Here is a 14345-nt window from a genome sequence, read left to right on the forward strand (position 1 = left end):
CCGCCAGCACCTCCATGCTGTCCACGTCATCCCCGCGCAGGCGGGGATCCAGTAACCCGCTGAGGCGCCGAATCATTCTCCCCCTGCTGGGATCAAGAGCGGGATCCTCGGCACGGGGCCGAGGATGACAGGGTGGGAGGCGTAACGCCCGGGCGTGACCGGAGAGGCCTTGCCGTTACCAGGGCTGGCTGGCGGGGCCGACGGTGAACTCGTTGACGGTCATGTCCTCCGGCAGGTCGAGGGCGAAGGCCACGACACCGGCGATGCGCTCCGGCGAGATGCCGTAGGTCTTGTAGAGCCCGTGCATGCCCTCGGCCATTCCGGCATCCGTGATCGTGTCGAGCAGCTCCGTGTTGATCGCGGCCGGATAGAGGGTCGCCGTGCGGATGTTGGTGCCTTCTGCAGCCGACTCCATGCGCAGCACTTCCATGAAGTTGCGCACGAACCACTTGGTGCCCCCATAGACGCTGGCGCCCGGATAGGCCTTCAGCCCGGCGACGGAGGAGGTGGCGAGGATGTGGCCGGACTTCTGCGCGGTGAAGACCGGCATGACCGCGGCAACCCCGTTGAGCACCCCGTTGATGTTGACGTCGACCATCTGCCGCCATTCGCCGGTCTTCAGGGCGGAGACGGGCGAACTGGGCATGATGCCCGCATTGAGGAAGATGGCGTCCAGCCGGCCGAAACGGTCCTGCGCCAGCTTGACGATGGCCTCGTTGTCCGCCGGGTCGGTGACGTCGAGGGCCTGATAGACCGCCTCGCCGCCGGCAGCGGCAATGTCGCCGGCAATCTGCTTCAGCCGGTCTTCCCGCCGGGCACCGAGCACCAGCTTGGCTCCCTTTTCGGCAAGCAGTTTCGCACTTGCCTCACCGATGCCGGAAGAGGCGCCGGTGATGATGATCACCTTGTTTTCGATCATGTCTGTCTTTCGTCTCTGCGTGAGTGTCGTTTACGCGCCGTACTGGTCGTCGGACACGTGTTCCATCCAGTCGACGACCTTGCCGTCCTTGACTTCCTGAATGGCCGTGTGGGTCATGGCGCTGTCGGGGGCGGCCCCGTGCCAGTGCTTTTCACCCGGTTCGAACCACACGATGTCGCCGGTCTCGATCGTCTCGATCGGCCCGCCCCAGCGCTGGACCCGGCCGCGACCGGCGGTGACGATCAGGGTCTGGCCGAGCGGATGGGTGTGCCAGGCGGTGCGCGCGCCAGCCGCGAAGGTGACGCTGGCCCCTTGCACACGCTCCGGGGCGGCCGGGTTGAAGAGCCCTTGCACGGTCACCTCGCCGGTGAACCAGTCTTCGGGGCCGGCGCGGCTTGCCAGATCTGCGGCTCGGGTGATGTTCATGGGAGAGGCTCCTGTGTGAGTGCGATGAGCGAAAGGTAAGGGGACTTGGCTTTTCCGATAAGCCGGTGTAATTCGCATGAACTCCTGAAGAGAGTTCATGAATGGCGCGAGACGATCTGACCGACCTCAAGGCTTTCGTGGCGGTGGCCGAAGAGCGCAGCTTCACGCGTGCCGCCGCCCGCATGGGCGTGACCGCGTCCGCCCTCAGCCACACGATCCGCGCCCTGGAGGAGCGGCTCGGCATCCGGCTTCTGGCGCGCACCACCCGCAGCGTGTCGACGACGGAGGCTGGTGACCGGCTCTTCCGGGCGGTCGGCCCGCATCTGGAGCAGATTCAGGGCGAGATCGATGCGCTGAGCGCCTTTCGGGACACCCCCTCCGGCACCCTGCGCATCAGCACGGGCGACCATGCGGCGGAAATGGTCCTGCGCCCGAAACTGGCGCGCTTCCTGCCGCGCTTTCCCGATGTGCAGGTGGAGGTCTCCATCGACAACGGCTTTGTCGACATTGTCGGCGAGCGATATGACGCAGGCGTGCGCCTGGGCGAATCCGTCAGCAAGGACATGATCGCCGTGCGCATCGGCCCGGACTGGCGCTTCGTGGTGGTCGGGGCCCCGGCCTATCTTGCCCACCGTCCCGCGCCCGGCCTGCCGCGCGAACTCACGGCCCATCGCTGCGTCAACCTGCGGCTCAGCTCGGCCGGCGCCCTCTATGCCTGGGAATTCGAGAAGGAGGGGCGCGCCCTCGAGGTGCGCGTGACCGGGCAGCTCGCCTTCGACAGCATCTTCGCCGTGCTTCATGCGGCGGTGGACGGGCACGGGCTTGCCTATGTGCCCGAGGATATCGCCCGCCCGTTTCTGGCCAGCGGCCAGCTCGTCAGCGTGCTGGACGACTGGTGCCCCAGCATACAGGGCTACCATCTCTATTATCCGAACCGGCGTCTGGCTTCGCCTGCCTTTTCCGCCTTCGTCGAGACCATGCGCTACCGCCCGGGCGAGTGAGACCCGGTCTGGCGAACCGGGGCACCGGCGAGGGGGCCTGCGCCGGGACAGCCTCGCCTCATGTCACGCGGGCGCGAAGTCTTCCGTTTCCACATCCGCCTGCTGGGCCGGGTTGTAGCGCGGCCCCAGCACGGTGCGCTCGTTGATCAGCGCGTCCAGCCGGGCGAGGATCTCCGGCGTCAGCACAACCTCGTCGGCCCGGGCGTTTTCCGCCAGATGCTCCGGGTTCGCGGTGCCGGGAATGGCGACCACATGCTCTCCGCGTGACAGCACCCAGGCAATGGCGAGCTCGGCCATGGAGCAGCCCACGTCCTCGGCGATGGCCCGGTAGCCGTCCAGCAGCGCCAGATTGCGGGCATAGGTCTGCGGCTCGAAGCGGGGCATGGACGCGCGCATGTCGCCCGCAGCCGGAGCCTCCACATCGGTGAGGCTGAGCTTGCCGGACAGGAACTTGCGACCGAGCGGCGAGAAGGCGACGAAGGTGACCCCGAGCTCCGCACAGGCCTCCAGCGTCGCGATCTCCGGGTTTCGGGTCCACAGAGAGTATTCCGACTGCAGCGCCGCCACCGGATTCACCGCATGGGCGCGGCGCAGGGTCTCGGCGGAAATTTCCGAGAGCCCGTAGGATCTTATCTTGCCTTGCCTGATCAGATCGGCAAAGGCGCCCGCACTCTCCTCGATGGGCACGTTCGGGTCCAGGCGGTGCTGGTAATAGAGATCGATCACGTCGGTCTTCAGACGCTTCAGGCTGTCCTCGCAGGCCGCCTTGATGCGCTCGGGCCGCCCGTCGATCTCCCGGCCCTGACCGTTCGGCCCCGGATAGAGCACGCATTTGGAGGCGAGGAAGAACTCGCTGCGCCGTGCCGACAGGGTGTCGCCCAGGATGCGCTCGCTGCGTCCGGCCCCATACATGGTGGCCGTGTCGAAATGGGTGTAGCCCAGATCGAGGGCCTTCAGCAGCAAGTCGGCCGCGTCACGGTCGTCCAGCCCGTTGCCGTAGCCATGGGCGTAATTCATGCAGCCGAGGCCGATGGCGGACACCGGCGACGTGCCGATCTTGCGCTGTTTCATGTGCTCTTCAACCTTCGGGAAAACGAGTCGGGAGAGGGGTCTGGACCGACACCCTAAAGCAGTTTCTCGAAGAAGTAATCCGGGTAGGGGTCGTCGTTGAACCGGTCGATCTCCACCCACCCGTCCTTGCGGTAGAAGTCGATGGCCTCCGGCAGGCGCTTGTTGGTGTCCAGTCGCAGCACGGATATGCCCAACTCCCGGGCCCGCGCTTCCGTGTCGGCCATCATGCGCCGGGCAAGTCCGAGACCGCGGGCCGCCGGGGCCACCCACAGGCGTTTGATCTCCGCATAGCCCTTGTCCGTGCCCTTGAGCCCGACACAGGCGAGCGGCATGCCGTCGGACAGGCAGACGAGGAAGGAGCCGCGCGGCGGGATCATGTCCTTGGCATCCGGATCGGCGGAGCGCTTCACGTCGAAGCCCCCGTCGAAGCGCCGGTTCAGCTCGGCGTAATATTCCTCGAGGCAGTAGCGGCTGACCGGATCGCGCGGATCCAGCTCGACAACCTCCCACTGGTCCTTCAGCAGGGCGGAGGCCAGAAGGTCCATGGCCTCCAGGATCGGGTTGGCCTTGGGATGTGGCGTCAGCAGGCCTTCGGCCCGCTCGTCGGACAGGCGTTCGTATTCGCCATATTCCGCTTCGCCCGCCGGCGTCAGGGTCGCCCGGCGCTTGCGCTGGTCGTCCGGATCCGGGGTGACGATGATCAGACCTTCCTCTTCCAAAGTGCGCAGGATCCGGCTCATCAGGCCGGAATCCAGACCGAGATAGGCGCGCACATCGCCCACGTCCTGGCGGCCGTGACCAATGGCATTGAGAACCCGGGCAACCCCCAGAGGGCGGCCCCGGCCGAGAAACGACGTGTCCAGCGCGCCCGTCACCTTGGTGACCGCCCGGCTGAACCGCCGACATCTTTCGATATCAGACAACATAATTTGCCTGACTTAAGTCAGATGTTTTTCCCTGTCAATCGGGATGTGAGGAGAGTGTGATTGCCGGGCGGAACCGCCTCTGCTTTCAGGCGCTACCCTCTCCGCCGCCATGCTCGGGCCCGTCCCGAGCATCCAGCGCATGGTCTCCACGCAGGCTGCGCGCGCCAACACCTCCATGTTCTCTTGGCTGTCCACGTCATCCCCGCGCAGGCGGCGATCCAGTAACCCGCTGAGGTGCCGGATTATTCTCCCCATCCTGGGATCAAGAGCTGGATCCTCGGCACAGGGCCGAGGATGACGGGGTGGGAGGCGTCGCGTTTTTCTCCGTCATGGCAGCACGTGATGCTGCCATCCATGCCGTGACGGTCCGGCCCACGCGGCGTCGGGTCTGTCGAGCGGTCACGGCATGGATGCCATGGTCGAGCCATGGCATGACGGAGGGGAAGGGGAGGCCCGTGACGAGAAACGCTGAGCGGCAGGACGGTGCCAGGGCAGGGGGCGCAGGTCTGGGCTACGGACGCGGCGGCCTGCGTCTCGCACCACCCTCTCCTCCGTCATGCTCGGGCTCGTCCCGAGCACCCAGTCCTCCTGAACCACACGACGCGACCATCAGGCAAACGCTGGTTGGTACTGGGTCCCTGCCTGCGCAGGGACGACGCATGGAAGGAGTCTTGCCCGCTGCCGCCTCAAGCGCTGAACAAGTCCTTCACCCGCGGCCATTCCGCTCCGGGATGGTGGGCGGCGATGCGCAGGAAGTCCTCAAGAAATTCGTAGCAGCCCTCGTCATGGGCGAGGTGGTGGGAGAGGATCCCCAGCGGCTCGGACGGGTTGGTGCGGCGGCGGGCCAGCTGCAGGTCGAGGCGCAGGCGGGCGCTGTTCCAGCCGATGAAGCGCCGGTCCTTCTTCCACTTGATGATGTCCACATGGGACTGCACCTGCGTCAGCCCCGAAAGGTCGCGCGGAAAATGCATCCAGGTGAAGGTGGAGAGCCCCGTCAGCCCGAGACCGGGCAGGGCGCGCACCACCGACGGTGCGATCCGGTTCCAGGGCGGCACGACGGCGGGAACGAAGCGATCCCCGAACAGGGCCGCCAGCCGGGTCTTGCCTTGCGCCAGCTGCGGCAGAAGCTCTTGCAGGTCGCGGCGGGAGCCGAGTTCGGCGGCCTTTTCCCCCTTTGCCTTGTCCTGGAAGTTCCGGTGTTGCCAGCCGTGCTGCAGCACGACCGCGTGGGGCTCGGTGGCCAGCCGGTTCGCCAGCGCGTCGGTCGCATCCCTCGGGATCACGGCAAGCGCCACATCCACGTCATGGGCATTGGCGAGGGCAAGCAGCCGCTCCAGATGGTCGGTCGGCTCGATGGCGTCATCGTCGCGCCACCAGAACCGGACCTTCTGGCCCCGCTCGGCGAACCAGTCGAGATGGGCCGTCAGCTCGCGGCGAAACCGGTCGAGATCCTCGCTCACGCGAAACGCTCCTTCAGATCCTGGATCAGGATGTCGGCGGAGGTCTCCGCCCCGCCGAGACGAACCTGGGTCTGCTTGCGCGGCAGGGCAAGGGCCTCGTCGGCGGCCTTCGCCAGTTTGTCCGGGGTCAGGCCTGCCTCGGCCACCACCACCGCGCGGCCATGGGCGGCGAGGGCCTCCGCGCGCTGGGTCTGCTCGGTCTCCTTCACCTGGGCGAAGGGCACGAAGACGCAAGGGGTGCCGGCGATCAGCAGGTCGAGCACGGTGTTGTAGCCGGCCTGGCTGACCGAGAGCCGGGCCCGGGTCAGCAGGTCGGGGAAGTCGGGCCGGGCCCGCTCGACGATCACGCCCTCGGGCGCGCGGGCGCGGAAGGCGGCGAAGGCATCGTCCGCGATGTCATGGCCGACAAGCAGGCGCCAGGTCGTGTCGCCTGCACGCGTCGAGAGGCTGCGAGCGGCAAGGGCCGCCTCAAGCAGGCCGATCGCGACCGCACCACCGCCGCAGGAGACGATCACCTCGTCCGTTCCGTCGCTTCCCGCAGAGGCGGCACGGGGCGCGCCACCGACGAAGCCGGTGTAGCGTACCAGATGGTCGATCCGCTCGGCAAAGGGGAAACTGTCGGACAATTGCACGAAGGCCGGATCCGAATGCACCAGAACCCGGTCGAAGAAGGCGAGTGCGGTGTCGGCCATCCACTCCTCCTTCCAGAGCTCCTGCTTGCGCACGAGGATGTCGCGGATGGACGTGGCGATGAGGGGCGGACGCGCCCGGTCTTTCGCCACGCGCACCAGCTCGCCCAGCTCGAACTCGAACATGCGCCGGCCGAAGGGATAGGTTTCCGTCAGCAGCAGGTCATAGTCCTGCGCGGCAAAGGCGTTGAGCGTGGCGGCGACCCGCGCCGCGCGCCAGGCCTCGTCGATCTCGACACCTTCCGGCGTCACGAGCCGGTTGAAGACCGCATCCGGAGAGCGGACCGGCGGCAGCGACACCACCGTCAGGCCGGAGGTATCCAGCGTGGGCGGCAACAGGTTGCCGGTCGCCAGCGTCACCTCGACGCCGCGCGCCACCAGGGCCTGCCCGAGGCGTGCCGCACGCACCGCATGGCCGGTGCCCAGCAGATGCTGGACATGGAGGAAGGCCTTGAAGGTCATGGCAGCTCCGCGCGATAGGGACGGATGGTCGGCAGCCGCTCCCAGAACTGGTCCTGGGCAGCCTCCAGGAAGGCGGTGAGACGGGTCGCTCCCGCTTCGAGCGAATGATGATCGCGCATGTGGGCGGCGGCCGCCTGTCCCATGTCGGTGATCGAGGCCGGATCGGTGAGGGCCGCGCGCAGTTTCAGCGCCAGCGCAAGGGCGTCGCCCTCCGGGGCGAGAAGCCCGGTTTCCCCGTCGCGCACGATGTCCGGCACGCCGAAGCTGTTGCCGGCCACCACGCCGAGACCGCTCGCCTGGGCTTCCAGGAAGACGAATCCGAAGGCCTCCCGGATGGCGGGCCAGACGAAGAGATCGTGCGTGGCATAGACGTCCGGCAGGTCTTCCGGCGGCAGGGCGCCGAGAAACCGCACTCGCTCCGGCGGGAAGAGGGCCTCCACATGGGCACGCGCCGGGCCGTCGCCGACGATGGTCAGCTCCCAGGGCAGATCCAGCACATGGGCAAGCGCCTCGGCCAGAACCTCGTAGGAGCGGGCCTTGTCGCCCTCGCGCATCATCGCGACGCTCAGCAGCCGGACCGGCCGGTGCTCCGCCCCTCGCGGCAGGCTGGCGGCGGGCGCGAAGGGCACGAGATCGAGGAAGGGCAGGAGCACCTGCAGCCGTCGCGGCGGCAGCACGGCGGCCAGACACTGGGCATCGGCCCGGTGCAGGGCGGCAACCTGGTCGGCGCGGGCAAGGGCGGCATCGGCCGCCGCAAAGCCCGGCGCCCAGTCGCCCGTCTGGCGCTTGGGCGCGCGGCTGGCCTCGATCACCGCATAGGGAATGCGGAACCGGTCGGCCAGCGCAGGCCCGATCCAGTCCGGCGCCTTGTGATAGAGATGATAGGTCAGGAACAGGTCCGGCTTGTAGCGCGAGGCCTGCCAGCGGTCGCCGATGCGGTCGGCCTCGGCCAGTGCCGCGGCTTTCAGATCGGCAAAGCCGGGGGCGCTCGGCGACTTCTGCCAGGCCCGGAACCGGCTGGCGATGCCCACCTTGTGGCCGCCGAGTTCCAGCGCCTGGACGATCAGCCGTCCCATGGTCCGGTCGCCGGAGGGGATCGGATCATCGAGCGGTTTCATCGGGGCGGTGAAGGCGATCTGCATCTGCGCGCTCCTCAGCGATCCGCGACGAAGGGCGCGAATTTCGCCCGCAACATCTCGATGCCCGGATCACAGGCGAAGGCGGCCCGCACATGAGCACTCCCTGCCCGGCCCAGCCGGTCCCGGTCTGCCGGCGCGGCAATCAGCTCGGCCATGACGCGGGCCAGATCTTCCGGCGCATTGGGGGCGACCATGCGCCCGGTCTCGCCCTCGACGATCAGCTCGGGAATGGCGGAGACTCGGGTCGACAGGCAGCACAGGCCCATGGACTGCGCCTCCATCAGCACGTTGGGCAGGCCGTCCCGGTCGCCGTCAGGCGTGATCTTGGAGGGCAGCACGAAGAGATCCGAGCGCCGCAGGGTCTCGATCACCGTCTCGCGCGGCTGGGCCCCGCGCCAGGTGATGCGGTCGCACAGGCCAAGGGCTTCGGCCTGCGCCTTCAGGCTCTCCGCCAGGTCGCCGCCCCCAACGTGGGTGAAGTGCCAGGACAGATCCTTCGGTAGCAGGGCCAGCGCGTTCAGCAGGTCGCCATAGCCCTTCTTCGGCACGGCGCGCCCCACCGAGACGAGACGCACCGGATCTCCGGACCCGTCGCGGGTCTGCGGCGCAGGATCGGGCAGGGGGAAGCCGGAAAAGTCCAGCCCGTGATAGACCAGTTCCACCTTGTCCGGATCGCGGCACAGGCTCTTGAGATGCTGCGCGTTGACGCCCGTGCAGGTGACGCCCCAGGCGGCATCGTCGAGCTTGGTGCGCAGATCCCATTCGGGGCTGGTCCAGATGTCCTTGGCATGGGCCGAGAAGGACCACTTCAACCCGGCCAGATGCGCGCCGTAGCGGGCGGCCGAGCAGGGTGTGTGCAGGAAATGGGTGTGGATCCAGGTGATGTCTTCGGGCAGCTCATGCGCCAGAACCATGCCCTGCGCCCAGCGGCGCTGACGCCCGGCATTGGGTTCGCGGGCAAAGTCCGCGTCGAACAGGGCCTTCGCGGCCGCATAGGTCGGCTGTTGCTGCGCCCAGCGGCGGGCCCGCGCCACCCGCGCCGGGTCATCCTTCACATACTCGGGAAGATAGAGGACCTCGGCCGAGATCTGCCGGTGCAGCTCGTGGATGAAGGGATCATAGGGCTTGCGCAGCGCCACGATCAGGATCGGGATCCCGAGCCGCTCCAGCCCGAGGATTTCCTGGGCGATGAAGGTTTCCGAAAGGCGGGGATAGCCTTTGACCACGACGGCGATGCGGGACATGTGTTCGGGACTTTGTCGAGGGAAAAGTGGGTCGAGGGAAAGGTGGGTCGAGGAGACGGGTGATCGAAACAGGGCGCAGGCCTCGCCGCAGACGGAGATCCGCCAGGGCGAAGCCTCAGAAGTTGACGGCTTCCGGTTCGGCCGGCTGGCCCGTTTCCTCCGCCAGGGCCTGACGGGGCGCCTCCGACCGGTCGGTGTCGAAGCTCAGTACACCATCGGGCCGCAGCACCGGGCGAGCATCGAGGATCTCGTGCACCCGGGTCCGCACTAGATCCAGCCCGCGCAGCAGGTTTTCCACCCCTGCGGCGGAGGGACGGGGCTGATCGGGCAGCTCGGACAGGGCATCGGCCATGCGCACCGGATCCGGATAATAATCGATCGGCAGCACCTTCAGCAGGCCGGAGTCCTCTGCCCGCGCGGCGCGGATGGCCTGCTCGCGGCGGGGAACGACGCGCGGCACCATCAGGGTCGGCTTGTCGAAGGACAGGATCTCGCAGAACGTGTTGTAGCCGCCCATGGCGACGATCGCCATGGCATTGGCCAGATAGGGCTCGATCTGCGGCGTGAAGCGGATAATCTCGACATCCGGCAGATGCTGGGCCCGCTCGGTGAATTCGGCAACGCTGGCTGCCGGCATGAAGGGACCGAGAATGATCAGCGCCGGGAACAGGGCGTGACGGCGACTCTCATAGGCGCTCATCACCCAGTCGACCATCTCGACGCCGTCGCCCCCGCCGCCCGGAGTGACCAGAATGTAGGGCATGCCGTCGAACGGGCGCGGGGAGGGGATCTTTTCGGCGCCGTGCGGCAGGTCGCGTCGCAGATAGCCGGTGTAGCGCAGCTTCTCCGAGATGCCCTCGGGCATGTTCACCCCTTCGAGCGGGTTGCACAGGCCCTCCGGCCCGTAGACCCAGATCTCGTCGTAGAGGTCCTGGAGGGCCGGATAGACATTCTTCCGGTCCCATTCCTTCTGCAGGATCTCCGCGTCGTCCATCACGTCGCGCAGGCCCAGGACCAGACGGGTGTGGGTGCCCTTCAGAGCCTCGAGCGTCGGCAGAACCTCGCCGCGCAGGCCCAGCGGCTCCTTGTCGACGATGAAGATGTCCGGTTCGAAGACCTTGGCGGTGTGCTCGATGATGGAGGAGCGGATCGCCAGCGTATGATCGATGTTCAGGCGCAGGGAAAGCGGCGTGTATTCGCCGTTGCGCAGCTTGATCACGCCGGGAATGCGGACGAAATCCACGCGCGAGCGGAACTCGAAACTGCCGATGATCGGCGAGCCGGAAAGGATCAGGACAGACATGTCCTCGAATTCGCCCACGAGCGAATGCGCGATGGCCCGGCACCGGCGAAGGTGGCCAAGACCAAAGGAATCATGGCTGTAGATCAGGATCTTGGGCGGCTGAGAGCGCATGCGTCCCCGTGAGTTGGCTTGCCCGTCACTAGAGCTTGTAATCTGCAGGCGGCCGTCTTGCGTCAGGCGTGTCGACCGGGGATGTCGGTTCGGCGCATGCAGCCTGCGGACTGCTCTGGGGACACCGGATACCGTTGGCCAACAATATGCTGACGCCGGGACAAGTGCAAGAAGTCACGATCCGGCTTGCCGGCCGCCGCTCCCGTGCTCCCCAGACTGTTGTCAACATGAGCGTTATCGACATGTGTTTTGGCAACGTGCTACGCGGGCAGCAGTCCGAGGGCGCACAGGCGCAAGCCATGCGCTCGGATGGACGGGTCGCCGCAGGGGAAGGGGCGGAGATCAAGACGGTTACAGCGCCCGGAGACCTGTGCTATGGAGCAAGGGTGCAGCCGGGGACCTGGGGCGAGGGAATGGAAAAAAGCCTGTTTCGCTTTATCTGGCGCTATAGTGCTCGACAGCAGATCTATATCCTTCTGATCACGGTCCTGATCTACCCGATCAGCTACGTGCTGCTCGAGTTGCCCAAGCTCATTGTCAACGACGCCGTTCAGGGCGAGGATTTCCCAAAGGAAATCTGGAGTTTCGAGTTCGACCAGATTTCCTATCTGGTGGTGCTCTGCGTCAGCTTCCTGGTGCTCGTCGTCCTCTCCAACGGCCTGAAGCTCTATCTCAACGTCTACAAGGGCCGGCTCGGCGAGCGCATGCTGCGCCGCCTGCGCTTCGAGCTGTTTCAGCGGGTGCTGCGCTTCCGTCTGCCCCATTTCCGCAAGATCAGCTCCGGCGAGATCATTCCGATGATCACCTCCGAGGTGGAGGATGTGGGCGGCTTCATCGGCGAGGCCATCGCGCTGCCGGCCCTTCAGGGCGGCATGCTGGTCGTCCAGCTCGGCTTCATCTTCATGCAGGACCCGCTTCTGGGCCTTGCCGCCATCTCGTCCTACCCCATTCAGGGCTATGTGATCCCCAAGCTCCAGCGCAAGGTCGTCCTGCTCAGCCGTGAGCGGGTGAAGAACGTGCGCACCATCGCCGACAAGGTGGGCGAAAGCATCACCGGCGTCGCCGAGATCCATGCCAATGACACCTCGGCCTGGCATTCGAGTGACCTGTCGGAGCGTCTCTACCAGAATTTCAAGATCCGCTACGAGATCTTCAATCGGAAGTATTTCATCAAGTTCCTCAATAACTTCATGAACCAGCTGACGCCGTTCTTCTTCTACCTGATCGGCGGCTATCTGGTGATCGAGGGGGACCTGAGCATCGGCGCCCTTCTGGCGGTGATCGCGGCCTACAAGGATCTGGCCGGTCCCTGGAAGGAACTGCTGGCCTATTACCAGCTCGTCGCCGACGTGGACGTGAAGTACCAGACCGTGGTCGAGAACTTCGACCCGGCCGACATCTACCCGGTCGAGCGCCTGATCGCCGACGACAAGGTGACCCTCGAAGGCGACCTGGTCATGAAGAATGTCAGCTTCTCCGGCGGTGCGGCCGGTCAGGAAGTGAGCGACATCTCCCTGACCGTGCCGAGCGGAACCGCTTGCGCCATCATCGGTCCGGACGGCTCGGGCCGATCCGAGGTGCTGCAGCTTGCAGCAGGTCTCGTCAGTCCCGTCGCCGGCCGGGTGGAAATCGGCGGCAGGGATCTGGAGGATCTGACCGCCGCGACGCTGGGCCGCGAGATCGCTTATGTGGGCGGCGCGGTTCATATCTGGACCGGCACCATCCGCGACAACCTCTTCTACGGCCTGCGCCATCGGCCGGTGGGCGAAGTCCTGCGTGAGGGGGAGGCGGCTGCCGAGTATCAGCGCTGGCAGGCGGAAGCGCGCGAGACCCGCAACCTCGCCTATGACCTGACCGCCTCGTGGGAAGATCTGGCTGCGGCCGGGGTCGAAGACGAGATTGCCCTGAATGCGCGGGCCATGGCCCTGCTCAAGGCCGTGCGTCTGGAGGCCGATGTCTACCGGCTGGGCCTGCAGTCCCGCCTTGATCCGAGCCGCAATCCCACCCTGCGCCAGTCCGACTTCGGCGCCCGAATCCTGGCGGTGCGTCAGGCCCTGTCCAAGCGCATCGCCTCCGATCCCAAGCTCTCCGGCCTCACCGAACTGTGGCATGCGGAGCGGTTCAACAATTCCGCCTCCCTGGCGGAAAATCTGTTCTTTGCCGTGCCCACCGACCCGGACCTGACCCTGGAAAGCGTGCAGAGCCTGCCGGAGGTCCGCACCTTCCTGAAGGACAGCGGCCTGGACGAGCGGCTGCAGGCCATCGGCCAGAAGATCGCCGAAACCATGGTCGAGCTCTTTGCCAATGTCAGCGGCGAGAGCGGGCTGCTCAACACCTATTCGTTCCTGACGAGGGACGAGCTGCCCGACTACGAGCGCATTCTACGTCTGGCCCGCTCCACCAATCCGCGTGCCGGCCTGACCGATGCGGACCGGCTGCGGCTCATCGGTCTGGCCTTCAAGCTGGTGCCCGCCCGTCATCGTCTGGGCGTGATGGACGACGAGATGCGCCAGGAAATCGTGGAGGCCCGCGCCCGGTTCCTCAAGGACGTGGTCGCGCGCTCCAGCCAGTTCGAGGCCTTCGACCCCAAGGTCTATCTGCCTTCGCTCACCATCGAGGACAACCTGCTCTTCGGCCGGGCCCGTGTGGACCGCCGCGACGCCCGTCAGCGCATCGACGCGGTGATCGGGTCGATGGTGGAGGAAAGCGGCCTGCGCGAACCCATCGCCTTCGCCGGCTTCGACTATCACGTGGGCGTCTCCGGCTCCCGGCTTTCGGCCGGTCAGCGCCGCCGCCTGGCCGTGGTACGCGCCCTTCTCAAGAACGCCCGCATCACCATTCTGGACGACATCGCCACCGGCCTCGGCGACGAGGAAAAGGCGGCCCGGGCGAAGCTGCGCGAGCTGGCCGGCGGACGCACCCTGCTCTTTGGGGCGTCGCATTCCGCCGTCGGCGACGAATTCGACCAGAAAATTATTCTGGATCAAGGCCGTATCCTCGAAGATGCGGAAATGGGAGCTTGAGCCCATGCAGCTGAGGTGCTTTGCTGCAGGCCTGGGAAGAGACGGACCACCGGCGAGGGCGGTGCAACCGGATCTCCGGCATGTCGGGGTCACCCGCAAGGAGGTATGAGGTGTCTTTGGAAAACGAGGTCGAGGTCCTGCGCAAGGTGCCTCTGTTCCGCGGGATCGATGAAACCAAGCTGCGGCTTCTGGCGTTCATTTCCGACAGGATGGAATTCCAGGAAGGGGAGCGGCTCTGCACGCAAGGGGAAGAAGGCGACAGTGCCTTCATCATTCTTCGGGGCGCGGCCGACGTTCTCGTCGAGACACCGGACGGAGAGCGCAAGGTCGCCGACGTGAAGGAAAACTCGATTGTCGGTGAAATCGCGATTCTCTGTGACGTGCCGCGCACGGCCACGCTGATCGCCTCGACTCGCATGGACGTGCTCACCGTGTCGAAGGACGACTTCCTCAAGCTTCTGAAGGAATTTCCTGATATTGCTCTCGAGGTCATGCGGACCCTGGCCCTGCGCCTGGAACGCACGACGCGAGATCTCGCCGCGGCCCGCTCCGTGGCAGCAGATTAGGGAGA

General features: G+C 66.4%; 12 protein-coding genes. 3 read left to right on the forward strand and 9 right to left on the reverse strand.

From position 1 onward, the window contains the following. Positions 1–175 precede the first annotated feature (175 nt). Both FR728_RS04345 and FR728_RS04350 read right to left on the reverse strand, forming a co-directional pair. Complete coding sequence (locus FR728_RS04345; protein ID WP_149891385.1) at positions 176–919, reverse strand: SDR family oxidoreductase; 744 nt, start codon at positions 917–919, stop codon at positions 176–178. A 30-nt stretch (positions 920–949) separates the two neighbouring features. Continuing rightward, positions 950–1345 (reverse strand): (R)-mandelonitrile lyase, encoded by a 396-nt coding sequence (locus FR728_RS04350; RefSeq protein WP_149891386.1) that lies wholly within the window; start codon positions 1343–1345, stop codon positions 950–952. A gap of 101 nt (positions 1346–1446) precedes the next feature. On the opposite strand from FR728_RS04350, the gene FR728_RS04355 reads away from it, so the two are divergent. Beyond that, entirely contained in the window at positions 1447–2346 is a 900-nt protein-coding gene (locus FR728_RS04355; RefSeq protein WP_149891387.1) for a LysR family transcriptional regulator, read from the forward strand. A 63-nt stretch (positions 2347–2409) separates the two neighbouring features. On the opposite strand, the gene FR728_RS04360 is transcribed toward FR728_RS04355, so the two are convergent. From FR728_RS04360 to FR728_RS04390, 7 genes are all read right to left on the reverse strand, one after another. Continuing rightward, positions 2410–3417 carry an aldo/keto reductase gene (locus tag FR728_RS04360; RefSeq protein WP_149891388.1) on the reverse strand — a complete coding sequence of 336 codons (1008 nt, stop codon included), beginning with the start codon at positions 3415–3417 and terminating at the stop codon, positions 2410–2412. A 53-nt stretch (positions 3418–3470) separates the two neighbouring features. Beyond that, positions 3471–4343, reverse strand: coding sequence for a bifunctional helix-turn-helix transcriptional regulator/GNAT family N-acetyltransferase (locus FR728_RS04365; protein ID WP_149891389.1), 873 nt, complete (start codon positions 4341–4343; stop codon positions 3471–3473). Positions 4344–5029: 686 nt separating this feature from the next. Then, the gene (locus FR728_RS04370; protein WP_149891390.1) at positions 5030–5803 is read right to left on the reverse strand and encodes a polysaccharide deacetylase family protein; all 774 of its coding nucleotides are present in this window, start codon (positions 5801–5803) and stop codon (positions 5030–5032) included. Beyond that, positions 5800–6954: a glycosyltransferase family protein gene (locus tag FR728_RS04375; protein ID WP_149891391.1), complete on the reverse strand. Its 1155-nt coding sequence runs from the start codon at positions 6952–6954 to the stop codon at positions 5800–5802. The genes FR728_RS04370 and FR728_RS04375 overlap by 4 nt, the downstream gene beginning before the upstream one ends. Next, positions 6951–8096, reverse strand: a complete 1146-nt coding sequence (locus FR728_RS04380; RefSeq protein ID WP_149891392.1) for a glycosyltransferase family 4 protein — start codon at positions 8094–8096, stop codon at positions 6951–6953. Before FR728_RS04380 ends, FR728_RS04375 begins: the two co-directional genes overlap by 4 nt. 11 nt (positions 8097–8107) lie before the next feature. Beyond that, positions 8108–9337, reverse strand: a complete 1230-nt coding sequence (locus tag FR728_RS04385) for a glycosyltransferase family 4 protein (RefSeq protein WP_149891393.1) — start codon at positions 9335–9337, stop codon at positions 8108–8110. Positions 9338–9452: 115 nt separating this feature from the next. Then, complete coding sequence (locus FR728_RS04390; RefSeq protein WP_149891394.1) at positions 9453–10751, reverse strand: glycosyltransferase family protein; 1299 nt, start codon at positions 10749–10751, stop codon at positions 9453–9455. Between the two features lie 227 nt (positions 10752–10978). Between FR728_RS04390 and FR728_RS04395 the strand changes: the two genes are divergently transcribed. Both FR728_RS04395 and FR728_RS04400 read left to right on the forward strand, forming a co-directional pair. Then, the gene (locus tag FR728_RS04395; protein ID WP_208998648.1) at positions 10979–13774 is read left to right on the forward strand and encodes an ATP-binding cassette domain-containing protein; all 2796 of its coding nucleotides are present in this window, start codon (positions 10979–10981) and stop codon (positions 13772–13774) included. A 110-nt stretch (positions 13775–13884) separates the two neighbouring features. Beyond that, positions 13885–14340: a cyclic nucleotide-binding domain-containing protein gene (locus tag FR728_RS04400; protein WP_149891395.1), complete on the forward strand. Its 456-nt coding sequence runs from the start codon at positions 13885–13887 to the stop codon at positions 14338–14340. Positions 14341–14345: the final 5 nt, after the last annotated feature.

It is taken from the genome of Roseibium aestuarii (genome assembly GCF_008477545.1).
Lineage (GTDB): Bacteria > Pseudomonadota > Alphaproteobacteria > Rhizobiales > Stappiaceae > Roseibium > Roseibium aestuarii.